At 67.0% G+C, this 23,191-nt stretch carries 23 protein-coding genes; 6 read left to right on the top strand and 17 right to left on the bottom strand.

What is annotated here, in order from left to right:
* Window positions 1-20: 20 nt before the first annotated feature.
* Together AC1DQR_RS18020 and imuA are read right to left on the bottom strand one after the other, a co-directional pair.
* Window positions 21-1,586 carry a Y-family DNA polymerase gene (locus tag AC1DQR_RS18020; protein WP_416050533.1) on the bottom strand — a complete coding sequence of 522 codons (1,566 nt, stop codon included), beginning with the start codon at window positions 1,584-1,586 and terminating at the stop codon, window positions 21-23.
* The gene (gene imuA / locus AC1DQR_RS18025) at window positions 1,519-2,427 is read right to left on the bottom strand and encodes a translesion DNA synthesis-associated protein ImuA (protein ID WP_477133469.1); all 909 of its coding nucleotides are present in this window, start codon (window positions 2,425-2,427) and stop codon (window positions 1,519-1,521) included. The genes AC1DQR_RS18020 and imuA overlap by 68 nt, the downstream gene beginning before the upstream one ends.
* 188 nt (window positions 2,428-2,615) lie before the next feature.
* Between imuA and AC1DQR_RS18030 the strand changes: the two genes are divergently transcribed.
* Complete coding sequence (locus tag AC1DQR_RS18030; RefSeq protein WP_416050535.1) at window positions 2,616-3,866, top strand: serine hydrolase domain-containing protein; 1,251 nt, start codon at window positions 2,616-2,618, stop codon at window positions 3,864-3,866.
* A gap of 54 nt (window positions 3,867-3,920) precedes the next feature.
* On the opposite strand, the gene AC1DQR_RS18035 is transcribed toward AC1DQR_RS18030, so the two are convergent.
* Window positions 3,921-4,808 carry an isocitrate lyase/PEP mutase family protein gene (locus tag AC1DQR_RS18035; protein ID WP_416050536.1) on the bottom strand — a complete coding sequence of 296 codons (888 nt, stop codon included), beginning with the start codon at window positions 4,806-4,808 and terminating at the stop codon, window positions 3,921-3,923.
* Between the two features lie 42 nt (window positions 4,809-4,850).
* Entirely contained in the window at window positions 4,851-5,849 is a 999-nt protein-coding gene (locus tag AC1DQR_RS18040) for a tripartite tricarboxylate transporter substrate binding protein (protein WP_416050537.1), read from the bottom strand.
* 155 nt (window positions 5,850-6,004) lie between these two features.
* On the opposite strand from AC1DQR_RS18040, the gene AC1DQR_RS18045 reads away from it, so the two are divergent.
* Window positions 6,005-6,952 (top strand): LysR family transcriptional regulator, encoded by a 948-nt coding sequence (locus AC1DQR_RS18045; RefSeq protein WP_416050538.1) that lies wholly within the window; start codon window positions 6,005-6,007, stop codon window positions 6,950-6,952.
* A 72-nt stretch (window positions 6,953-7,024) separates the two neighbouring features.
* Here AC1DQR_RS18045 and AC1DQR_RS18050 read toward each other — a convergent pair whose 3' ends face one another.
* Together AC1DQR_RS18050 and AC1DQR_RS18055 are read right to left on the bottom strand one after the other, a co-directional pair.
* A complete protein-coding gene (locus tag AC1DQR_RS18050) occupies window positions 7,025-8,587 on the bottom strand; it encodes a class I adenylate-forming enzyme family protein (protein WP_416050539.1) in 1,563 nt (520 codons plus the stop codon).
* A gap of 253 nt (window positions 8,588-8,840) precedes the next feature.
* Window positions 8,841-9,284, bottom strand: a complete 444-nt coding sequence (locus AC1DQR_RS18055) for a PRC-barrel domain-containing protein (protein WP_416050540.1) — start codon at window positions 9,282-9,284, stop codon at window positions 8,841-8,843.
* Between the two features lie 248 nt (window positions 9,285-9,532).
* Between AC1DQR_RS18055 and AC1DQR_RS18060 the strand changes: the two genes are divergently transcribed.
* A complete protein-coding gene (locus AC1DQR_RS18060) occupies window positions 9,533-9,958 on the top strand; it encodes an ElaB/YgaM/YqjD family protein (protein WP_416050541.1) in 426 nt (141 codons plus the stop codon).
* A 242-nt stretch (window positions 9,959-10,200) separates the two neighbouring features.
* Window positions 10,201-10,425 (top strand): hypothetical protein, encoded by a 225-nt coding sequence (locus tag AC1DQR_RS18065; RefSeq protein ID WP_416050542.1) that lies wholly within the window; start codon window positions 10,201-10,203, stop codon window positions 10,423-10,425.
* A gap of 54 nt (window positions 10,426-10,479) precedes the next feature.
* On the opposite strand, the gene AC1DQR_RS18070 is transcribed toward AC1DQR_RS18065, so the two are convergent.
* The 8 genes from AC1DQR_RS18070 to AC1DQR_RS18105 all read right to left on the bottom strand — a co-directional run bounded on the left by AC1DQR_RS18070 (window position 10,480) and on the right by AC1DQR_RS18105 (window position 18,253).
* Window positions 10,480-10,791, bottom strand: a complete 312-nt coding sequence (locus tag AC1DQR_RS18070; protein ID WP_416053292.1) for a Dabb family protein — start codon at window positions 10,789-10,791, stop codon at window positions 10,480-10,482.
* A 76-nt stretch (window positions 10,792-10,867) separates the two neighbouring features.
* The gene (locus AC1DQR_RS18075; RefSeq protein WP_416050543.1) at window positions 10,868-11,170 is read right to left on the bottom strand and encodes a YciI family protein; all 303 of its coding nucleotides are present in this window, start codon (window positions 11,168-11,170) and stop codon (window positions 10,868-10,870) included.
* A 5-nt stretch (window positions 11,171-11,175) separates the two neighbouring features.
* Window positions 11,176-12,063, bottom strand: a complete 888-nt coding sequence (locus tag AC1DQR_RS18080) for an intradiol ring-cleavage dioxygenase (protein ID WP_416050544.1) — start codon at window positions 12,061-12,063, stop codon at window positions 11,176-11,178.
* Between the two features lie 64 nt (window positions 12,064-12,127).
* Entirely contained in the window at window positions 12,128-13,093 is a 966-nt protein-coding gene (locus tag AC1DQR_RS18085; protein ID WP_193692242.1) for a sugar ABC transporter substrate-binding protein, read from the bottom strand.
* Between the two features lie 79 nt (window positions 13,094-13,172).
* Window positions 13,173-14,141 carry an ABC transporter permease gene (locus AC1DQR_RS18090; protein ID WP_416050546.1) on the bottom strand — a complete coding sequence of 323 codons (969 nt, stop codon included), beginning with the start codon at window positions 14,139-14,141 and terminating at the stop codon, window positions 13,173-13,175.
* Window positions 14,138-15,094: an ABC transporter permease gene (locus AC1DQR_RS18095; RefSeq protein ID WP_416050547.1), complete on the bottom strand. Its 957-nt coding sequence runs from the start codon at window positions 15,092-15,094 to the stop codon at window positions 14,138-14,140. The genes AC1DQR_RS18090 and AC1DQR_RS18095 overlap by 4 nt, the downstream gene beginning before the upstream one ends.
* Window positions 15,087-16,595: a sugar ABC transporter ATP-binding protein gene (locus AC1DQR_RS18100; RefSeq protein WP_416050548.1), complete on the bottom strand. Its 1,509-nt coding sequence runs from the start codon at window positions 16,593-16,595 to the stop codon at window positions 15,087-15,089. Before AC1DQR_RS18100 ends, AC1DQR_RS18095 begins: the two co-directional genes overlap by 8 nt.
* Before the next feature lie 332 nt (window positions 16,596-16,927).
* The gene (locus tag AC1DQR_RS18105; RefSeq protein WP_416050549.1) at window positions 16,928-18,253 is read right to left on the bottom strand and encodes an amidohydrolase family protein; all 1,326 of its coding nucleotides are present in this window, start codon (window positions 18,251-18,253) and stop codon (window positions 16,928-16,930) included.
* A 211-nt stretch (window positions 18,254-18,464) separates the two neighbouring features.
* On the opposite strand from AC1DQR_RS18105, the gene AC1DQR_RS18110 reads away from it, so the two are divergent.
* Window positions 18,465-19,379, top strand: coding sequence for a LysR family transcriptional regulator (locus AC1DQR_RS18110; RefSeq protein ID WP_174423920.1), 915 nt, complete (start codon window positions 18,465-18,467; stop codon window positions 19,377-19,379).
* Between the two features lie 21 nt (window positions 19,380-19,400).
* Here the strand turns inward: AC1DQR_RS18110 and AC1DQR_RS18115 are convergent, their stop codons facing one another.
* Window positions 19,401-20,279: an NAD(P)-dependent oxidoreductase gene (locus AC1DQR_RS18115; protein WP_477133470.1), complete on the bottom strand. Its 879-nt coding sequence runs from the start codon at window positions 20,277-20,279 to the stop codon at window positions 19,401-19,403.
* A 66-nt stretch (window positions 20,280-20,345) separates the two neighbouring features.
* Window positions 20,346-21,413 carry a maleylacetate reductase gene (locus AC1DQR_RS18120; protein ID WP_477133471.1) on the bottom strand — a complete coding sequence of 356 codons (1,068 nt, stop codon included), beginning with the start codon at window positions 21,411-21,413 and terminating at the stop codon, window positions 20,346-20,348.
* 321 nt (window positions 21,414-21,734) lie between these two features.
* Here AC1DQR_RS18120 and AC1DQR_RS18125 point away from each other — a divergent pair, with 321 nt between their 5' ends.
* Window positions 21,735-22,727, top strand: coding sequence for an alpha/beta hydrolase (locus tag AC1DQR_RS18125; RefSeq protein WP_416050552.1), 993 nt, complete (start codon window positions 21,735-21,737; stop codon window positions 22,725-22,727).
* A 101-nt stretch (window positions 22,728-22,828) separates the two neighbouring features.
* On the opposite strand, the gene AC1DQR_RS18130 is transcribed toward AC1DQR_RS18125, so the two are convergent.
* Window positions 22,829-23,062: a DUF5615 family PIN-like protein gene (locus tag AC1DQR_RS18130; protein WP_477133472.1), complete on the bottom strand. Its 234-nt coding sequence runs from the start codon at window positions 23,060-23,062 to the stop codon at window positions 22,829-22,831.
* Window positions 23,063-23,191: the final 129 nt, after the last annotated feature.

The following is a 23,191-nucleotide window of genomic DNA, read 5'->3' on the forward strand; positions in this document are numbered from 1 at the left end:
ACAAAGATTCAGGCAAAGACTCAGGCAAACAAGCCATGCAGGAACCAGCGGTACTCACCGCTTTCCTCACGCCCGGGGCGCTGGCGATAGACCCAGCAGCGCAGCCCGTCCGCCCGTTGCGCAACGAAGTAATCGCGCGTGGCCAGCGCGCCGTCCCACCAGCCGGATTCGATGCGCTCCGGCCGCGAGAGCAACGTCAATGGCCCGCCGTGACAAGGCCGATGGCGCTGCACAGTCAGCGCCACGGGTTGCGCCATCAGCCACAGCGGACGCTCCGGCATGCCCGCCGGGGCACGCTGCGGCTCGCGCGGCGCGCGCGCCGGCATCTCATCCACCGGGCACCAGCGGTTGGCGCGCTCGGGCCGGTGGTCGGCCAGCGGCTGCGGTTGCAGCACGTTCTCCCGGCCCAGGCGCGCCATCAGCGTATCGAGCACGCGGCCCAGTTCCGCCGGCGTGCCGCCCGGCTCGGGAAACAGCGCATCGCTCTGCGGCACGCAGGCCTGGACCGACTCCACCACCAGCAGCAGGCTCACCGCCGGCACGCGGAACTGCACCTTGTCCAGCCGCTCCTGCAACAGCTTGGACAAATGCGCCGGATCGCGGCTGGGCTGCGCCAGGCTGATCGTCACCGGCGTTGCCTGCGTCTCGGCGCCCAGCCGGTAGCGCTCATGCTCCAGCCGCAGCACAAGATGCGTCACGCCCGCCTGCTGCACGGCCAGCCAGCCGGCCAGCGCCAGCAGCAAACGCTGCGCGCCCGCCATCACGCCCTGCACGGATTCGGTCCGGCCTGGCAGCTCCATGCGCTGCGAGAAGGTGGCGGGCGCGCTGAACCACGTAAAGCGCACCGGCACCTCGCCATAGGCCTGATCCAGCCGCGCCAGCAGGTCCGGTCCCAGCCGGCGCCGCAGGCCGGCACGCGGCAGGCCCCGCACCTCGCCCACGGTCCGGCAGCCGATGCCATCGAGCCAGCCATCGTCCGCCAGCCCTTGCAACATGCCCACCGGCAGCCGGTCCAGCAGCCGCGCCATGCGCTGCGGCCCCACCGCGCGCCGCGCCGGACGCACCAGCCCGCCCCGGCGATCGCGCCGCAGCGGCTGCGCCGCCAGCCACGCCGCCCCGAAGGCCGTCGGCCCACAGCCCAGTTGCAGGAACACCCCCAGCCGCCGCACCCGCGCATACACCGCCCGGCACAACGCCAGATGGCCGCCAAACAACCGCAGGCTGGCCCCGGCATCGATCATCACGGTAGCCACCCCGGCATCGGGATGCACCGTGACATGCGGCGTGAAATGCAGCAACGCCAGCGCCAGCGCCGTCATCACCTGCGCCTCGGCCGCCGGCTCGCGCTGCAGTTGCACCACCTGCGCCGACAACGCCTGCACGCCGCCCCGCCGCATCCCCGCCTGCACCCCCAGCGCCACCGCCGGGCCGTTGGCCAGCACCACCCGCTCGCGCTCCATCACCGCCACCGGCACGCTGTGGTGCAGCAGGCCGGCGCAGGCGCGGGGCGCGGCGGGCTCAGGCCAGTTCGGCTGCAGCGCGTCCAGCGACAGGCGCGGCAGATGCACCGCGATCCAGTACGACATGGGCTTGCTCTCCCGCAACGGCTTGGGAAACCGGGGCATTCAGGGGGACCGGCATCGACGGGGCCTGCGGCGCCGCAGGCGGCGTGGCCATGGCCGGCACCGCCATCATCTCGCCCAGCGGCAGCACCAGCGGCGTATCGCGCACCGGGCCGCGCCGCTTGTGGAACGTGACCGACACGGCATTGCCCGGCGCCGGCGACAACAGCAGCCGCAGCACCGCCGGCGACGACTCGCGCAGCACGCTGGCCGGCCGGCACGCCCACACCACGGCGCCTCCTGCCTGCGCCAGCACCTGCAAGCGCCGCAGCGCCTCGGGACGCGCCGTGGGCAGCCACACCATCACCCCGCCAAAGGCCTGGCTGCGCAGCACCTGCTCCGCCGCCCACAGCACATCCGCCTGCGCCGCGGCCCGGCCCGCGCCAGCGGGCGGGCGCACCCAGTACAACTGGCGCGCCGGCAAACCCCATTCGGCCAGGCACGTTGCATTGGGCTGGTGCGGCGGCCCGATCAGCGCCACCCGGCGCTGCGCCGCGGCCAGCGCCAGCAAGGCCGGGCGCAGCAGCCGCAACTCGCCCACGCCGGGGTCGGCCAGCAGCAGCTCTGTGAGCGCGCCCACCGGCCAGCCACCGCCGGGCAACTCGGCCGAGAGCGCGTCATGGCCGGTCGGCAAGGCCGGCACGCTGCCCGCCCGGCCCAGATGGCCAAGCTGCCCCGCCCGCCACAGGCCGGGATAGCGTTGCTCCAGTGCGTCCAGCGCCCCCTGCCGGTCGGCCACGGGCGGCTGCGCCAAAGGCGAATCGCCCGATGTATCGGGCGATAGGGGAAAGAGTTCGGCGATCATGTGATGCGTGCGGCTCAGTCCGAGGGGACTGACAGGAAGTTTCCGAATACTGTATATTTATACAGTACCACGGATGCGCGCAAGGGTGAAGCGATGGGGACGCCGAGCGATGGAAATTGATCATGGTTAGCGGCGCCGTGCTGTATCGGTGGCATGAGAATATGCTGCCATCGCAATGACTTCCCGCCATGATGACAATCGCTCGCCTGCTCTGCTTCCCGCTGATTGCCTTGCTCGCCGTCAGCGCAAGCGCTGCCGCTCCCGACGAAGAATCCCTGGGCAGGGCCGAGGGCTATCCACCGGCTCGCAGCCTGAAGCAAGCCTACACGGAGCCCTATCTCGTCGGTTCGTTCAGCGCGATGGACAGCTTCAATCCGTCCTGTGCGCTCGCTCCGGCAGACGATCCGCTTGCGCTGAAGAAGGCCGCCATCGAGACGCCGTTCAGTTACCGCTTTCGTGGCCGCAAGCTGACACTGGACGACTACATGCAGCGACAGCGTGCCACCGGACTTCTGGTCGTGAAGGACGGCGAGATTGTCGCGGAACGCTACAACTACATGCGCAGCGCCGACATGCGGATGCTCTCCAACTCGATGGCCAAGACCATTACCGCGCTGGCGATCGTCAAGGCGCAGGAAGAGGGCTTCATCCGCTCGCTGGATGACACCGCCGAGACCTACGCGCCCCAACTCAAGGACACGCTGTACGGACAGACCCGAATCGTGAATCTGATGCGCATGTCCTCGGGCGCCCGGTTTATCGAGGACTACTCGGAGCACGACGATCGGGCCAGGTTCAACGATGCCGTGCGCCGGGTTGGGGTTGCTCAGGCCGCCCGGCTGATCACGGCGCGCAGCGATCCCGAAGGGCAGCGCTTCAACTATGCCGGGGCCCAGACCCAGATCCTGGGGCTGGTGTTGCGCGGCGCCACGCGCCGCACGCTCTGTGACTACGTCGATGAGAAGCTATGGAAGCCGATCGGCGCCCAGGCGCAGGCGACCTGGCTGGTGAACCCGGCCGACCAGGACGTGTTCGCGCAAGGCGCCTTCAACGCCACGCTGCACGACTACGCCCGCCTGGGCTTGATGATGGCAACCGATGGGCTGGTGAGGGGCACCGCCGTGGTATCACGTGACCACCTGCTCGCGATGACGGATGCAACACGGCAGCCCGAAGCATTTCGGCCAGGGCACATGCAGTACCACGGCAGCACCTACTACGGTTATGGCCTGCAGACCTGGATCCTGCCCGGCAGTCACCGCCGCTTTGCCCTTCTGGGTGTCTACGGGCAGGCCATCTTCGTAGATCCCGCATTGAACCTGGTGGTGGTGCATACCGCGGTCGGCAAGGATGCCGCGGGCGACGCGAGCGGCGCCCACCTTGGCGCCGAACGCGACGCGCTGCTGCGTGGCATCGTATCGGCCTATGGAGACTGGTAGAAACGTGGATTGCCCCGGGTGTGCGCCTTGGGTCGACCGTCGTCGCGGACCCGGTCAATGCAGCAGGGCATCCTCAAAAGCCATCTGCTCCGCCGCATCAAACAGCGTCCCAAGGCTCGCCGTCCCCGCTGCCGCCATCCCGTCATCGCTGCCTGCCCCCCGCACGGCATCCAGGCTGCGCCGCATCCCGGCTACCGCCGCGCCCGGCAACAACGTGGTCAGGCTAACCCGGCGAACCCCCAGTTCGCGCAGCCGCTCCAGCGAAGCATTCGCGGCCGACGGGCTTGGCGCCAGCCCGGTCCCGGCGCTCAGCGTCACCGGGATATCCAGCGCGCGCACCAGCCGGGCGATATCGTCCTCGGTGCGCGGCGCAATGGGCAGCAGCATATCGGCGCCAGCCGCCTGATAGGCCCTTGCCCGGAGGATGACCTGCTCGGTGGTCTCGCAGGCAAATGCGTCCGTGCGGGCAATGATCATGAAGTTGCTGTCGTGCCTGGCGCGCTGCGCGGCGTCGATCTTGGCGAGCATCTCGCCAAGCGGCACCACGTCCTTGGCCGCCGCCGAGCCCCAGCGCCTTGGCACCACCTGGTCCTCGATGTTCAGGCCGGCCGCGCCGGCTTCCTCGAACAGTTCCACGGCGTAGTGGACACCGCGCGGGTTGCCATAGCCGGCGTCCGCATCGGCGGTGATGGGAATGGATGAGGCGCGGGTCAGCCGCCGGCAGTGCTCCACGCATTCCGTCAACGTGAGCAGGCCGATGTCCGGCACGCCCAGCAGGCTGTACGACAGCATGGCGCCGCTGATGCAGGCGCTCTGGTAGCCCGCCTGCTCCACCAGCCGCAGGCTGAAGATATCGTGGACGGCAGGCGCCACGACGAACGATTCCCGTTGCAGCAGCGTGCGCAGGGATGCGGTCTTTTGAACCGGGGCAATGCGTTGCATGGACTTAGGATCGCGAGGATGGGTGGGAAATCATGGGGATGGTCACTCCTTGGGCATGCCGTCGGCCAGCTTGCGCATCATGGGCTTGCGCGCGGCGATTTCCCGGGCCCAGTCGTCTCCCGGCAGGTAGGCCAGCACCGGCGCATCGTTGCCGGCCTTCTTCAGGTACTCCGGATCCTTGAGGGTCGCCCGGATGGCCGCGCGCAGCTTCTCCACGATGGCTGGCGGCACGCCCGCGGGCACCGCGATCCCCCGCTCGGCCGGCATCACGTCGTCAAAGCCTTGCTCCCGGGCCGTGGGCACGTCGGGCAGCGAAGCGGCTCGCGTCTCCCCCATCTGCGCGATAATCTTCAGCGGCACGGCCTCCTTGCCCGCATCCTGCAGCTCGCCCGTGGTGACCGCCGCAAAATCGATATGCCCGCCAAACAAAGCCGTCTTGGATTGCGCCGTCCCGTTATAGGGGATGTCGGTGACCTTGACGCCCGCCACGTTCTGCAATTGCAGTAGCGCCAGGTGCCCGTTCGTCCCGATCCCGTTGTGCCCGAAAGACAGCGAAGCCGGCTTCTTCTTCAACGCCGCCACCACATCCTTCAGGTTGTTGTACGGGCTATCCTTGCGCGTCACCAGGATGGTCGGGTCGCTCAGCACCCGGGCGACCAGCCGCAGCGCGGCCGGATCGAAGCTGGTCTTCCGGTACAGCGGCGAAAACGCCATGGCCGGCAGGTTGACCACGCCAATGGTGTAGCCGTCCGGCGCCGCGCGCATCAGGCTGAGGCTGGAGATCTCGCCGGCGGCGCCGGGCTTGTTCTGCACCACCAGGCTGGCGTTTGCGCCAAGGTAGCGCTGGATGAACGGCGCCATCGTGCGCGCCATGGTATCGGTGCCACCGCCCGCGGCAAACCCGACATAGACCTGGATGGGATGATCGCTGGGCCATTCCGCCCTGGCCGGCGTCGCCGCCACGCCCGTTGCGAACAGAAGCAACGCGCCCAGCGTGTGGATTGCGTGATGCGCCTTGCATGCCTTGAGCCCGTGCCGCATGATCTTTCCCTCTCCCAGCCGATATTGACAATGGCCAGACGATACGTACCTCCCGCGCGGGAAGAAAGCGACAAATCCTCACGTCCCCCGGTGAGATTTTGGAATGACCGCACGCGAGCCGGGCAGCAAACGCATTGCCAGGCCAAGGCATCGCCATGACACTCAAGCAGCTGGAAGCGTTTTACTGGGCCGCAAAACTCGGCAGTTTTTCTGTCGCCGCCGCGCGGCTGCATGTCACGCAGTCTTCGCTGTCAAAGCGCATCGCCGAGCTGGAAGACGATCTGGGAAAAGCCTTGTTCGACCGTACCGGGCAACGCTCGGTGATCACCGACGCAGGCGAGCGCCTGCTTGAGCATGCCGCCCAGATCCTCGACATCGAAAGCCGCATCCGCGCGGACCTGGACATGGCAAGCGCGCTGCGCGGGAGCTGCCGCTTCGGCATCAGCGAGCTGGTGGCGTCCACCTGGTTTCCGAGCCTGGTCGCGCGGGTGCGCGAGCTGCACCCGAACCTGGTGCTGGAGCCACAGGTGGACCTGACGCTCAACCTGGAACGCAAGCTGGAGCGCGGCGAACTGGATTTCGCGATCATTCCCGGCCCCTGCGCTTCGCCCAACCTGTCGCAGGAGAAGGTCGGCGAGCTGGCGTACAAGTGGATGGCGGCGCCACAGCGGCTGGCTGGCGGCACTGTCCTCACGCCCCGGCACTTCACCGAGCATCCGGTGATCATGCTCAGCGCGGAAGCGGGCCTGACGCAGGCCTTCGAGAAATGGGCGGCGGCGCAGAAGCTGGAGATTCCCAGGGCGCTGGTTTGCAACAGCCTGTCGGCCCTGATTGCCATGGTGATGGCGGGCGTGGGGATCAGCTTGTTCCCGCAGTCCTATGTGGAGCCGTTTGTGCGCGCCGGCAAGCTGGCGGAGCTGACGAGCACGCCGGCGCCGCACAACCTGTCCTACTATTTCCAGTGGCGCACGGGGGACACGCGTGCCGTGGTCCGGTCGCTGAAGGCGATCACGATGGACGAGGCGGATTTCTCCGTGAGCTCGCCGTTATGGCCGCAGGCTGGGAAAGCGAGAAAGCAAGGGCCGGGCGCACGGCAAAAGTAGCGCGATCGCTGGCGACAGGGGCGCGCCAGCCAGGCGCCTGCGCCCCGCCCCGCCCCCGCCCCCGCCCCCGCCTCAGTCCAGCGGCCGTCCGGGCCGGAACCCGTCCCGCAGTTCCCGCTTGAGCACCTTCCCGATCGCACTGCGCGGCAGCACATCCACCAGTTCCAGCACGGCAAGCCGCTGCGTCTTGCCAACCTGCTCGTTGGTCCAGGCCATCAAGGCATCATCAGACACCGTGGCACCATCGCGCCGAACCACGAATGCCACCGGCGTTTCGCCCCATCGCTGCGAGGGCACGCCAACCACCGCGCAATCCAGCACGTCCGGATGCTGCTGCAGGATCCCTTCGAGATCGCTGGGATAGATGTTGAATCCGCCGCTGATGATCATGTCCTTCTTGCGGTCCATCAGCGTGAGAAAGCCGTCTTCGTCGAAGCGGCCAACGTCGCCGGTGCGGATAAAGAGCTTGCCGGTGGCGTCGCGCCATTCGGCCGCGGTCGTCTTCTCCGGCTGCTTGTGGTAGCCGGCCATGATGGCGTTGGAGTGGCCGACGACTTCGCCGATCTCGCCCACGGGCACTTCATTGCCGTTGTCGTCGATCAGGCGGATGTCATGGCCTTCCATGGGCTTGCCCACGGTGTGGAGCTTGCTGGGGAACTCGTGCGCGGCCAGCACGCAGCTGCCGCCGCCTTCGGTCATGCCGTAGTACTCCACCAGGCCGCCGGGCCAGCGCTTGAGGATTTCTGCCTTCAGCGCGGCGGAAAGCGGCGCGCTGGTGGAGAACTTCATCCGGTACGACGACAGGTCGTAGTCACCGAAGTCCGCGCGCGCCATCAGGCGCTGGTATTGCACCGGCACCAGCATGCTGTGCGTGACGCGGTGCTGCGCGGCCAGTTGCAGATAGCGCTGCGCGTCGAACTTGGGCATCAGCACGGCGGTGCCGCCGAGCGCCAGCGTGGGGATGAAGCTCACGAGCGTGGTGTTGGAGTACAGCGGCGTGGAGATCAGCGTGACGGCGTCGGGGCCGTAGCCACCGGATTCCTGGACACGGCGGATCTGGTTCCAGCGCAGGGCGTGGGCGTGCACGATGCCCTTGGGCGTGCCGGTCGTGCCCGAGGAATAGATGATGTTGAACACCTGTTGCGGCGCAATGGCATGCGCCTGCGGGCGGCTGCCGTGCGGGGCCAGCCAGGCTTCGAACGCGAGGCCGGCGGGGGCGTCGGCCAGCCCGATAAGGCGGGCCTGGATACGATCCTTCACCGGCGCGATCTCGCGCAGGACGTCCGCGTCGACAAAGAACACCCGGGCGTCGGAGTCTTCGACCATGCCGGCCAGGCTTGCCGGCGTGGAGGACGGGGCGAGCGGCACCAGGGCAACGCCGGCGCGCAGGCCGCCGATCAGGATGGCGGCGTATTCGATGGACGCTGCCGCGCAGATGGCGAGCGAGGCGCCCGGCTGCAGGCCGTCGCGTTGCAAGGCGGCGGCGACGCGGTCGGCCAGCGCGTCGAATTCGGCATAGGTCAGCGAGCCGCGGCTGTCGACGACCGCGACATGCCCGGGCCGCTCTGCGGCGTGCAGGCGGACGCAGTCCGCGAGGTTGCCAATCGGCTGCGTCAGAAGTTCTGTGATGCCCATAGGAAAGTCCTGTCTCCATCTGGCGTCGCGATCGACAGGTCCGGGGGACCGCCTTCGCGCGCGAATCTATCGTCTTGAACGTCCGGGGCAGCGGCGTTCATCCCGTGGGCCTGCCGGTATTGCCGCAGGCCGGGGTAGATTTTCGCATGGACACGGCAAGGCTGCCCCACACCAGTGGGACAGCCCGCACTAACAGGTAACTACGAGGTAACTACGTGGTAACTACGCAGGTCATTTCAGCCCGCAACCTGGCTCAAAGCGGCCCGCCTTCCCCGATCCAGTAGGGGTTCCGGCCATAGTACTCATGCAGCGTGGTGCCCCATTGAGGATCCGCCATGGCCGGCCAGCTGTCCTTGTCGAAACCCGGGGCATCCTTGATGCGTTGCGCGGTCACGCCGATGCGGAAGCACTTTTCGTCGGTGTCCAGGGTCAGCGCGCCCCAGGGAATGGCGTGCAGCGTGTCGCCCATGCCGAGGAAGCCTCCGCTGGTAAGCACCGCGTACGCAATGCGGCCACCGCGCACATCGAGCATGATCTCGGAGATCTTGCCGACATGTTCGCCGTCCGAGGAATAGACTTTGTTGCCGTCGAGCGTCGATGCGCCCATGACATCGGGGCCCGGGCCATCGCCCACACCGCGGCCGACAATGGCCGCACCCCTGCTGCCGGCAGGCATGCCGGGATTGAGTTGTCCCATGTTCGTCTCCTGAAAAAGGGTGGTGCCAGAGAGCCCGCAACGAACATGCCAAGCCGTTGGGGCAGGCGGCGTCGCGGCATGGGCTTCGGCATCACGGGAAGAATTACAAAACCCGGTAACTTTCTTTCCGTTCCGGCCCGTGCTGACCCGTGCTGACCCGCACTGTTGCCGCAACGAGCGTCCGTTGCCACATGGCACGAAAACTGCGCCTGGACTCTGCCCCCCAAACACACTTCAGGAGAACCCACATGGAAACCGTTGGCAATGGACAATCGTCGGCGCAGGACGAGGCCTCGCGTATCGCCGGCAAGGTTGGCACGGCAACTTCGAACGTGCTGGATGCCACCAAATCCGCCGGCCGGCAGATCGGCGCTGTCGCACGGGACGAAGCTTCCGGCCTCAAGCGGGAGCTGGACGAGCTGATCGCCCGCCTGCCTTCCCTGTCGGCCGCCGCGATGGAAGAGGCCAAACAGGACTTCCTGCACAAGATGGCCACAACCAAGGAGGCGGCCAAGGGCATCTCGGACAACGTGCGCCAGCAGATCACGCAGCGCGCGGAGGACACCGCGGCTTATGTCAAGGCGCAGCCGCTGCGGTCCATGGGCATGGCGGTTGGCGTAGGCATCATCCTGGGCCTGCTGATGTCACGCAGCGCTGGCCGAGATCGAGACTGAAGCACACCAAGGCGGACAAGGGCGCGCACCGGCTTCCTGGCGGGGCCGGGCAGCCCTGTGCCGCCGCCGCGCCCCTGTTTGTAAGCCAATTGCTGACGCCGGATTCCTCGTCCGCCGATGCGCATTTACCGTCTTTCCCGACTTCCCCGCGCCCCGCTCCCACCTAGCATGGAATCAAGGGCCCAGCCCCGAAAGCAGCTAACGGCTAACGGCTAACGGCTAACGGAACCGGGAGAGCGGAAATGCAATCAGACACCACCAACCTGCATGCGATCGTGGCCAAATGGATTGGCCCTGCCAAGGGCCGGCCGGTGCGCGTTGCGCGCTTCGGCAGGATGTGTACCGGCCGGGTGCCTTATGTCGGCGTGGAACGCGAGGCCGACATGCTGTTCTTCTTCCGCCACGGCGACGGCTCGTGGTGCGTGTTTCCGCCGGCTAACCAGGGGACGGCGGCGCGCAGCGCCTGACCGCCTCCCGTTTCCCGTTTCCCGTTTCCCGCTTTACGTCCCGCTTTATGCCATTCACACAGAAGGCTCGTAGTCCACCTGGTGCCGTGCAATGCGCAAGTCACCCAGCTCCTCCTTCACCCGCAGGTGCTCCGGGTGGGTGGCGTACCCCTCCAGCGCCGTCTGCGATTCGAACTCGGAGTACAGGACCACGTCGCAGGCGTAGTTGACCTTGCTAGAGTCCACGCCGACTTCCAGATGGCGCATTCCGGGGATCCGGCCGCGAAGCCCTTCGAACGCAAGCTTGAGCCGCGCCACGGCGTCTTGCTTGTCGACTTCGGTTTCTCCGCGCAGGTTCCACATCACGATGTGTTTGACGATGGACACGATTTCTCCCTTTGCCGATCCCGGCGGATCTTGGCTGATTTTCCTGATGTTCTCGATGTTCTTGATGTTCTTCACGTCAGGCCGGCGGGAAACCGACCTTCTGCGGCCACAGGTTGCTAAAGCCATGCACAGTCGACTGCCCATAGACGCCGGCCTGCGTGAAGGGCTCGCCGGCCAGCCACGCCTTGGCCTCGGCAAGCGACGGAAAATCGATCACCAGCAGGCTGCCGGCCATGGTGGTGCCGTCCTCGGCCAGCAGCGGGCCCGCAAAGGCGATGCTGTCGGCCTTGGCGCCGAGATAGACCTTGTGCGCCGGGCGCACGCGGGTGCGCAGTTCACCGGTGCCGGGCTTGTCGAGAAGATGGAATACGAACAGCATGAGGCCTACCTCCGGGACGGCGCCGGCGCTGCCGGTACCGGGTTGAGAATGAAATCAAAATCCAGCGTGTAAAAGGGCGTGGCCGATGGCGTGCCATCCGGGGCGGGGCCGGCCTCGTGCCGCACCCAGTCCCCGATGAGTGAGCTGCGCACGCCGAAGACCGCGTCGGAATCCAGGTATTCGCCGCCCTCGCGAAACACATGGGTGATGAGCGTCTCAAACCCCGGCGCCGAGATCATGAAGTGCAGGTGCGCGGGACGCCACGGATGGCGGCCCATGGCATCGAGCATGCGGCCCACCGGGCCGTCGTGCGGAATCGGGTAGCACTCGGCGACGATCGACTTGAAGTGAAAGCCGCCGCTCTCGTCGGCTGTCAGCGTGCCGCGGCCCTGGTGGCCATCGAGCCCCGCCTGCTGCACATCGTAGAAGCCTTCCGAATCCGCCTGCCAGACTTCCAGCCGCGCGTTCGGCACCACCTCGCCCGTCACGCTCTTGACCTTGCCGCTGACGTAGCACGGCTCGCCGGTCATGCCGTTGGCTACGTCGGCGCCCAGTTCGTACTCTGGCGCGTCGTCCACGTAGAACGGCCCGAACACCGTGGCCTCGGTGCAGCCGCGCGGCTTCTTGTGGTTCTGCGCGGTGACCAGCGTGGACAGGCCAAGCGTGTCGGACAACAGGATGAACTCCTGCCGGCTGCCGGTGCAGGTGTGGCCGACTTCGGTCAGGAACTTGATGCCTTCGGCCCATTCGGCCTCCGTGAGATGCACTTCGCGGGCAAAGGCGTGGAGATGCTGGACCAGGCTGGTCATGATCTCCTTCATCCGCCCATTGGGCATGTCGGCATGCCGCGCCAGCACGGCCTGCGTGATGGTCTCTTCGTCTAGGTTGCGCATGATGCGTGGTCTCTTGTGGTTGTTCTTGCGGGCGTTCTTACGGGCGGTCTTGCGGACATCAGGATCAAGCCTTGGTGGCATCTTCCCAACGCGGGCAGGCACGCTTGCTCACCGGGATGTCGATCGACTGGTAGTTGGTCTTGTCCACCACCGTGGCCGGCAGCACGATGCTCTGCGTGACCGGCATGCCGCGCAGCTTGCGGATGGCGGCGGTCATGCCCAGGCAACCCTGGGCAAATCCATTGTAGTCACCCGTGGCAAGCATGGTGCCGGCCTTGATCGCGTCGATGGCCTCCTGCGTGCCGTTGATGCCGGACACCAGCGCCTTGCGGTTGGCGCCCTGCAGCGCCTCGATGGCGCCGATGGCCATGGCGTCGTTGGTGGCAAAGATGCCGTCGATCTGCGGGTACGACTGCATCAGGTTCTCCATCACCTGCAGGGCCTGCAAGCGTTGGTAGTTGGCCGGCTGCGAGGCTACCAGCTTGATGCCGGGGAAGGCCTTGAGCGCGTCGTGCATGCCTTTGACGCGGTCGATATTGGTCAACGAGCCCTTGATGCCTTCCAGCAGCACCACATTGCCCTTGCCGCCCATGGCCTTGAACAGGTGCGTGGCGGTCTTCAGCCCCAGGTCGTAGTCGCTGGCGCCGATGAAGGAGACGAAATTGCCCACGTCACTCTTGTCGGTCACGTTGACCACCGGGATGTTGGCCGCGTTGATCTTCTTCACGCCAGGGCCCATGGCCTTGTAGTCCACCGGGACGAAGACGATGGCATCGGCCTTCTTGACGATCACGTCCTCGATCTGGCTCATCTGCTCCGGGATGCTGTCCGGCTTGGTGGGGATGTAGTGGGTGACGCGCGCGTTCATGCTCTTGGCCGCGGCGTCCGCGCCCTGGCGCACGACCTGGAAGAACGGGTTGGTCTGGTTCTTGGTGAACACCGCGATGCGCTCGCCGTCCGCGTGGGCCGGCGCGGCCAGGATGCCGAGGGCCAGCAAGCCGGCCAGTTGCTTCAGGTTACGTACGTTCATGTTGTCTCCTTTGTCTTTAATGAAAAGCTGCCACCTCAATTGACGACCTTGTTTGACGACCCTGATTGGCGACGTCGAGCTAAGACTTCACACCCAGCCGCTTGCGCGACAGCGTATCCAGGAATACCGCCAGCACCACGATCACGCCCGTCACCAGCGGCTGCCAGTTGGCGCTGACGGTGAGCAGGTTCATGCCGTTGAGCACCAGCGTGAGGATGATGGCGCCAACCAGCGTGCCGGAGACCCGGCCCACCCCGCCGAACAGCGAGGTGCCGCCGATCAGCACCGCGGCGATGGCGGGCAGCGTCAGCGCCTCGCCAATGTCGCCTTCGGCCGAGTTGAGCCGCGCCAGGAACACCAGGCTGGCGATGCCGGCCATGGCGCCGCTCACCAGGTACACCAGCACCAGCCGCCGCTTGACCGGCACGCCGGAGAGCCGGGCCGCGACGGGATTGGCGCCGATGGCGTAGATCTCCTGGCCATAGGTGGTCTTCTGCGACATGGCGGTGCCCGCCACCAGGAACGCCAGCATCAGGTAGACCGGAATGGGCACACCCCACAGGTAGCCGCTGCCGATCGCCCGAAACGCCGGCGGGAAGCCGTGGATGGTCTCGCCCGCCATGAACCAGTAGGTGACGCCGTGCAGCACCCACAACATGCCGTAGGTGGCAATGAATGGCGGGATGCGCAGCATGGCCACCAGCAGGCCGTTGGCCAGCCCGATCAGCGCGCCGGTGCCCAGCCCCGCGCCCACGCCGAGCAGGGTGGAGCCGGTCGCCTTCATCACGGTGGCCGCCACGCAGGCCGACATGGCCACGTTGGCGCCCACCGACAAGTCCAGCCCGCCGGTCAGGATCACCAGCGTCACGCCCGACGCCAGCAGGAACAGCAGGCTGGCCTGGCGCAGCACGTTGAGGATGTTGCCCAGCGTCAGGAACGCGTCGGACGCCACCGCCAGCAGCAGGCACAGCAGGCCCAGCGCAAACAGCCGGTAGGCAAACGAGCGGGCATCCGCCGAGAGTGGCGGGAACAGAGTCGCCGTGTTCATGCTTTCCCCTTGAACGATTCGATCAGCAGCACCACCAGCACCAGCAGCCCGATGGCCGCCACCTGCACCGACGACTGCACGCCCACCAGGTTGAGCCCGTTGCGCAGCACGCCCACCGCCAGCACCCCCAGCACCGTGCCGGGCAGCCAGCCGTTGCCGCGCTCGAAGGTGGTGCCGCCCACCGCCACCGCGGCGATGGCATCGAACTCCAGCCCGATGGCCGCCGTGGGGTGCCCGGCATTCATGCGCGCCGTGAGCAGCAGCGCGGCCACGCCGGCCATCAGCCCGCCCAGCGCATAGACGGCGATCAGATAGACATTGATGCGCACGCCGGAGAACTTGAGCGCCTCGCGGTTGCCGCCCAGCGCGAACACATAGGCGCCAAAGCGGGTGTGGTAGAGCAGCCAGTGGAACAGGCCGTAGAACACCACCGCAATCCAGATCGGGAGCGGCACGCCCAGCAGTTGCCCGGCGTAGATCAACGGAATCGCCTCGCCGATGCCGGTCACGCTCTGGCCATCGGTGGCCACCAGCGCCAGCCCCTGCGCGGCGCCCAGCGTGCCGAGCGTGGCCACGAACGGCGGGATCTCCAGCCACGACACCAGCGCGCCGTTGAGCAGCCCGAACGCCAGCCCGGTAAGCAGCGCCGCGCCCAAGGCCAGGGGCAGCGATTCCGTGGCCACCATCACCATCGCCAGCACCACGCCGCACAGCGTCAGCACGGCCCCCATCGACAGGTCCAGCCCTTCGGTCATGATGATCAGCGTCATCGGCAAGGCGATCAGCAGCAAGATCGTGGATTGCGCGCCGATGTTCAGCAGGTTCTCCACGCTCAGGAAGCCCGAGCCCGTCGCGCTGAAGCCCAGCGAAAGCAGCAGCAGCACCCAGACCGATCCGGGCACCTTGCCGATGGACAGGCCGAGCGGCCGCGGTAGTGCGTTGGTATCAAGCATCGTTCATCCCCAGTTGCAGAATGCGTTCTTCGGTCATCTCGGCGTGAGCGACTTCGCCGGCGATGCGCCCGCCGCGCATGACATAGGTGCGGTCGCAGACATTGATGATCTCCGGCAGTTCGGAGCTGATCAGCAGCACGCCGGCGCCCTGCTTCACCAGGCTGTCGATCAGGGCAAAGATCTCGGCCTTGGCGCCGACGTCGATGCCGCGCGTGGGCTCGTCGAAGATAAACAGCTTCGCTTCGGCGACCAGCCATTTGCCGATCACGATCTTTTGCTGGTTGCCGCCGGAGAGGAACTGCGCCAGCTGGTTGCCGTCGGGCGTGGCAATGCGCAGCCGCGCGATCTCGCGCTCGGCCAGCGCCTCGGCCTTGTCAGCGCGATACCAGCGCGCGGGAAAAGCGCGCCGCAAGCCGGCCAGCAGCAGGTTGTCGCGCACCGTGCGGATCAGCGCCAGCCCCTCCGATTTACGGCTTTCCGGAATCAGCGCGGCACCCAGCTCACGGGCGCGGTCCGGGCCGCCGGCCAGACGCTTGCCAAAGATGTGGATTTCGCCCTGCTGGATCGGGTCCGCGCCAAACACGGCGCGCGCCACCTCGCTGCGGCCCGAGCCCACCAGCCCGGCCAGGCCCACGATCTCGCCGGCGCGCACCTGCAGGTTGATATCCGCGATGCCGCTGTCCGCGCTGACGTTGCGCACGTCCAGCGCCACTTCGCCCAGTTGCGCGCTGCGCTCGCGGCTGTAGCTCATGTCGACCTTGCGCCCGACCATGCGCGCCACCAGCTCGTCCGGGGTGGCGTCGCCGGGCAGGCAGGCGCCTACCTTGCGGCCGTCGCGCAGGATGGTGATGCGGTCGCCCAGCGCAAAGACTTCCGCCATGCGGTGCGAGATATAGATCATCGACACACCGTCCGCCTTGAGCCGCGCGATCACGGCGAACAGCTTCTCGGTCTCGCGGTCGGACAGCGCCGCGGTGGGCTCGTCCAGCACCAGGATGCGCGCGTTCTGCGACAGCGCCTTGGCGATCTCCACCATCTGCTGCTGGGCCACGCCCAGCGCATGCACCGGCGTGCGGGTGCTCACCTCCATGCCCAGGATATCGAGGATGCGGCGCGCTTCGGCGTGCATCCTGGCGGCATCGACGGAGCCGGGAATACGCCCGCGCGGCTCGCGGCCCAGGAAAATGTTCTGCGCGATGTCCAGGTAAGGCACCAGCGAGAACTCCTGGAAGATCACCGCGATACCGAGGCGCATGGTATCGGCCGGGCTGGCGATCGCCACCGGGCTGCCGTCGTGATAGAACTCGCCGGCATCGGCCACGTAGACGCCGCACAGCACCTTCATCAGCGACGACTTGCCGGCGCCGTTCTCGCCCAGCAGCATATGCACCTCGCCGGGGTAGATGGCGAACGACACATCGTCCAGCGCCTTCACGCCGGGGAAGTGCTTGCAGATGCCGCGCATCTCGAACAGCGGCGTGATTTCGGTGATTGCGTTCATGATGCGAGCCTGAAGATCTTGCCGGCGCCGATGCCGTGCGGGGCGGGTTGTCGATGCATGTGGTCTCCTCCTTATCGTTGGTATCGTTGGTGGTTTTCTAGCGCTGGCGGCACGTTGATGACGGCAAAGGCAACTGCTGTTTCACCGCCCCTGCGGGGCGGCGACCTACTTTCTTGTCTTGCCAAGAAAGTAGGCAAAGAAGGCGCCCCATACGGCCTGGGCACACCTTGACGGCTCGCTTCGCATCGCGCTTGGGTGTTTCCCGCCCCTTCGGGCGGGAATCACGGCTACCACAATGGGTTGATCTTGCCGCTGGTTGGCTCCCCTCTCGCTCACCGCTCCGCCGCCAGGCGTTCGCCCGACGCGCGCAGCGCTTCAAGCTTGCCCGGCAGCCCGTCCACCAGCAGCCGGCCGTGGCGTTTGCGCGCCTTGCCTGCCACGAACACGCTGTCGATATTGGCCAGGCTGGCCTGCATCACGATGGCGCTCACCGGGTCGTGCAGCGGCATCATGTTGAGCTTGCGGGCGTCGATCATCACCAGGTCGGCTTGCTTGCCCACGGCCAGCGAGCCGATGCGGTCTTGCATGCCGAGCATCCGCGCGCCGGCCAGCGTGATCCAGTCCAGCGCGTCGCGGCAGCTCACCGCGTGCGCGGGAGCGATCTCACCGTGCTGCTGGCGGTACCCGGCATGGTCCAGCGCGCGCTGGATGCCCAGCGCCATGCGCGCGGCAATGAACATCTCGCCGGACAAACCCGATTCCAGGTCCACGCCGAGCGACGGCGCGGCGCCCAGGCGCGTCAGCCGGCCCGTGATCGGAAAACCATGGCCCTGCGTCAGTTCGTTCTCCGGCGTGACGGAGAAGCTCATGCCCAGCCCGACGAAGCGCGCCAGCTGCGCGTCGGTGAGGTTGTTGCCGTGCACGATGTTGATATGGGGGCCAAGCAGCCCGGCCTGTTCCAGCCGCTCCCACCCCTGCGGCGTGCGGGCGCTGCCGCCACCCTGGTGCATGCTGGCCAGCAGGCCAAATTCCCGCGCCAGCGCGAAATCGTGCAGCGCGACTTCCAGCGTCGAGTAATGCGGGCCGAGGATGGCCAGTCCGAGGCTGAGCAAGGACGAGCCTTGCAGCCGCCTGGATAGGCGTTCCACCTCGCTGCGCGGGTGCGGCATTTCCCAGAACGGCAGCGCGCCGGGCTTGGGGTCTGGCTTGGGCGAGCCGTGCAGGAACGCGGCGCGGATGCCGGCATGATCCAGCGCGTCCAGCGCGGCATCGCTGTGCGCCGGCGTGGGATTGTTGTGGCACCAGTCCACCAGCGTGGTGGTACCGCAATCGAGCTGGTTCCAGGCGCCGACGAGCGTGGCGATGCCGATGTCATCGGGCGTGAAGCGCGTGGCCAGCCCGGCATGCATCTGCCGGAAATACTCGGTCAGCGTCCAGCCCGAGGCAACGCCGCGCAGCGCGGTCTGCCAGGTGTGCATATGCGCGTTGACAAAGCCTGGGGCGACGATGAAGCCGCGCGCGTCGATCAGCTCGGCGCCGTGCGCTTCGAGATGCGGTGCGATGGCGGCAATGCGCTCGCCGTCGATCAGCAGGTCGCCGGTGAACTCGCCAAGGGCGGGTTCCATGGTGACCAGAGTGGCCCCGCGTACCAGGATCATGGGTGTGTCTCCGTTGCCTGGCGGCGCTGCCTGTGGCCGGCGCGCCGCTCTGGATTTTGCAGGCGTCCTGTCATGCCTGACAGGCGCTGGAACAAACTCTATACTGCCGGCAAATGGAAAAAAACGACGGATAAGGAAATCTTCTTTCCGCCAGGCGAGAGAATCAAAATGGCTCGTGCGGCGGACCAAGAAGCACACGGGGAGACAAGGCATGGACCGTTGGACCGAATTCGAACTCTTCGTCCAGATCGCGGAGCTGGGCAGCATCAGCAAGGCCGCCGAGAGCCTGGACATTTCCAACGCGGCGGCAAGCCGCTACCTCACCTCGCTGGAGCAGCGGCTATCGGCGCGGCTGATCGAGCGCAATACGCGCCGTCTTTACCTGACCGATGTGGGGCACGAGTTTTTCCGGCGCTGCAAAGGCGTGCTGACGGAAATGAAGGAGGCGGAAGCCGCGGTCAACGCCAATGTGCTGGAGCCGGGCGGCACGCTGACGGTCACCGCGTCGCTGTCGTTTTCCATGAAGCACCTCGCGCCGCTGCTGCCGGATTTCACCAGCCTCTATCCCAAGGTGGACGTGAACATCCTTGCGGCCAACCGCTACTACGACATCATGGACAGTGGCATCGACCTGGCCATCCGCACGCGGGAGTTCGAGCCGGATTCCGGCCTGACCGTGCGCCGGCTGGCCGAGACGCGCCGCATCCTGGCCGCCTCGCCACGCTACCTGGACCGCATGGGCACGCCGCGCGAAGTCGACGACCTGCTGCGCCACCACATGCTGATCTACTCGTATGCCAACCGGCCGCACGAGTTGGCCTTCACCCGCAATGCAGAGGAGAAGACGGTCACGGTGCGCAGCAAGCTGGAGTCAAACGACGGCCAGGTGATCCGCGCGGCCGCGCTGGAAGGCCTGGGCATCCTGGTGCAGCCCAAGTACATCGTCTACGACGATATCGTGGCGGGCCGGCTGATCCCGGTGCTGGACGACTGGGACCTGCCCCGGCTCACCATCAACATCGCCTTCCAGAGCCGGCGCTACCTGGCCGCCAAGGTGCGCCTGTTCATCGACTACCTGGTGGCGCACTTCGAGCGCATGGACTACGAGCGCAAGTGGACGTCATGACGGCGCGCCTAAGCGCCCTGCCTAGCCATTGACGCTGGGCAGCCCGGCGGCGAGCCGCGCGGACTTGATCACCGCGGCGTAGTCATCACCGGCCATGCCCTGCGCGGCGGCGCCCTGCAGCATCTGGCCCAGCAGCGCGGTGAGCGACAGCGGCACCCGCAGGTCGGCGCCCGCATCCAGGATCAGTCCCACGTCCTTGAGCATCTGGTCCACGGTGAAGGTGGGCGTGTAGTCGTTCTCCACCAGCTGCGCGGACTTGGCCTTGACGATGGGCGCGGCCACCGCGCTGGCGGTGATGACGGACCACATGTCCTGCCATTTGAGGCCACCCTTGGCGCCGAGCGCCAGCGCCTCGGCCAGCATGCCGGAGGTCAGGCCGATCATCAGGTTCACAACCAGCTTCATCAAGCGCGCTTGCTCGGCTTCGCCCAGGTAGAACTGGGCCGGCCCGAGCGCGGCAAGCAGCGGCTTTGCCACCGCATAGGCGGCCGCCGGGCCGGACACCAGCGCGGTCAGCTGCGCCGCCTCGGCCATCTTGTTGTTGCCGGATACCGTCACGCGCAGGTACGGGATGTTGCGCTGCGCCAGCAAGGCGGCCACGCGGGCGGATGCTTGCGGCGACACCGTGCTGGTATCGATATACAGCGTGCCGGGCGCGGCCAGCTCCGCCACTTGCGCGCCCACGGCCTCGAAGGCCGCGTCGTGCGGCAGCGAGCTGAACACAACGTCCTTGCCGGCGGTTGCCTGCGCGAGCGAGCCGGTCGTCTTCAGCCCGGCCTGGCGCGCGGTTTCCAGCACGGCGGGCGACAGGTCGAAGCCTTCGACAGCGTGCCCGGCGGCGGCCAGGTGACGCCCCATGGGCAAGCCCATCTTGCCGATTCCGATAAAGCCGATTTGCATTGTTTGTCTCCGGTGTGTTGTGCGTTATGCGTTGTGCATTGTGTGTTTGCGGGCCCGCGGGCCCGCTCAGTCGGGGCGCACGCCTTCAAAGGCGGCCTGCAGCAATTCGCGAATCGGCGCACGCTCGATCGGGCGCGGATTCCAGTACGGGTTGGCCAAGGCGATATCCGCGGCGCGGTCCAGGTCCTCGGCCTTCATGCCGATATCGCGCAGCGCTGTGGCCGCGCCATGGCGGGCGGCCAGGTCGTAAAGCGCCGCGGCGGCGGAGATGCCTTCGCCGCCCATGGCCCGGCGGATCCGCGCCATGGCATCCGGCGCGGCCAAGGCGTTATAGGCCATGGCGTGCGGCAGCACCGCCGTGTGCGTCTCGGCATGGGGCAGGTTGAAACTGCCGCCCAGCGTATGGCACAGCTTGTGGTGCAGCGCCATGCCGACGCTGCCCAGCACAGTGCCGCACAGCCATGCGCCGTAGAGGCAATCGGCGCGGGCATCCAGGTCGGTGGGCGCCGCGAACACGCGGGGAATGCCGCTGGCCAGCGCCCGGATGCCCTCCTGCGCCATCAGCGACGTCACCGGGTTGGCATCCTCGGCGTACAGCCCCTCGGCGGCGTGGGCGATGGCGTTCAGGCCGCTGGTCACGCTCAAGGCCACCGGCAGGCCCACGGTCAGCGCCGGATCGTAGATCACGGTGCGCGGCAGCACGCGCGGGTCGCGGCCGGTTTTCTTCAGGCCGGCGTCGGTGAGGCCGTAGATCGGCGTCATCTCGGACCCGGCGTAGGTGGTGGGAATCGCCAGGATCGGCAGGCCGGAGGTCAGCGCGATGGCTTTGCCCAACCCCGTGGTCGACCCGCCGCCAAGGGCGATCATGCAATCCGCGCCCACTTCCTGCGCGTGCGCAATCGCCGCGCGGGCGGATTCCACCGGCACGTGCATCACCGCGCCAGGATAAATGCCGGCGGACAACGGCCCGAGCGCGTCGGACAACCGCGTGGCATCTTCGGCCTGGTTGGGCGTGCACAGCACCAGCGCCCGCCCGGCACCCAGCCGTTCCAGTTCCTGCCCCACCTGGCTCAGGGTGCCCACGCCAAACAGCACGCGCGTGGGCTGGGCCACGTATAAAAATGACGTTGGCATGGCTTTGTCTTCCTCCGCAAGGATCGGGATCTCTACCCGCTTGTCGTGTGTCTTGTCCGGCGCTTGTGGCCTTGCGCAGCCATAAACCACAGCCAGCGGACGCGCCAGTGCACGTTAGCCTTCCGCCGGGCGGAAAGAAATGCCGGGATGGGAAAACACTCTTGACGCACGCGGAAGAATTCACGCCTTTTCCTTTTACTAACGGATGTCGCGCGGCGCCGGATTCGGTGCTAGCTTCCGGGCTGGACTAGCGCACTTTTCGATTCTGTCCGGCCAGCGCTGTCCCTTCTGCCATTCCACCCCTTGCGCAAAGCGAATACCGTGAAACTCCGAACCGCCACGCTCGCCGTCTCCGCCATTCTCTCCGTGGTGCTCGTGGCCCTTGCCGCGGCACTGGCCGCAGGTGGCCCGACCCGGCCAAAGCCGATGCTGAGCATCAGCGATCCGTTCAAGGACGTGGATTTCTCTGCGCTGGCGGCCCCCGCCCATTACGCGGCACGCGATGGCGCGCAGCTTACCTACCGCCGCTATCCCCCCGCCGGCGGCCTGCCCAGCCGGGGCAGCGTGGTATTGGTGCATGGCTCCTCGGCCAACAGCCAGAGCATGCATCCGCTTGCACAGCGCTTCGCGCAGGCCGGCTTCACGGCCTACGCCCTGGATATGCGCGGCCACGGGGCCTCCGGCCCGCGTGGCGACATTGCCTACATCGGGCAGCTCGATGACGACCTGGAAGACTTTGTGAGCACCGTCCAGCCCGCCGGCCCGAAGACGCTGGTGGGATTTTCGTCGGGCGGCGGCTTTGCGCTGCGCGTGGCCGGCGGCGCGCGCCAGGCCCTGTTCGACAACTACCTGTTCATGGCGCCCTATACGAACCGCCGCGCGCCCACGTTCCGCCCCGATGCCGGCGGCTGGGTCTCGGTCGGCGTGCCGCGCGTGATCGCGCTCACGCTGCTGAACCGGGTCGGCATCACCGCCTTCAACCACTTGCCCGTACTGGCCTTTGCCATCAACGACGCACCGCGCGCCGAACTGACGCCGTCCTATTCCTATGCGCTGGCGACGAATTTCCAGCCCGATGAGGACTACCAGCGCAATATTCGCGAAATCCACAAGCCGGCGGCGATACTGGCCGGGCAGGACGATGAAGTGTTTGTCGCCGCCAGGTTTGCACAGGTGTTCGCCGACGCGGGCCGCCCGGATATTCCGGTAACGCTGGTGCCCGGCACCGGCCACATCATGCTCACGGTGTCACCGGCCGCCCGCGCGGCAGCGGTGCAGGCCGTGGAGCGGCTGGATGGCTTGGCCGGGAAATGACTGGCATGGCAGCGCCGGGCCGCGAGGAGAAAAAGCGGCTGGCGGCAATGGATGCCATCGCTCGCTCTGCGCGGCGATAGGCGTGCTCTCGCTCGTTTGAGTTATTTGAGTTGATAGGGAATCCGCACACCAGGCTCGCTGGCTGAGAAATCTTTGGTATTGCGTGTGACCAGCAACATGGAATGCGCTTGCGCCGACGCCCAGATAAGCGCGTCAGGCAGCTTGATTCTAGCGGTTTTCCGGATCTGGACTGCGCGGCGCATCTCGATCATGGCCTCTTCGATTCCGTTCAAGTGGTCAATCAGGATATTGGTGTCGAAGAGCGCGTTCACCACGCCTCCCGCAGCTTTTGCTGATACGCAAGGCCATCCATCTCGCGGTGCTTCCAACCGGCACGGCAAACCGGACCGGACCGGAACACGGTGGCACTGGAAACCGGGCTGGGGCGCAGGGCTTCGCGACCG

This window comes from Cupriavidus sp. 05L411 (assembly GCF_056398045.1).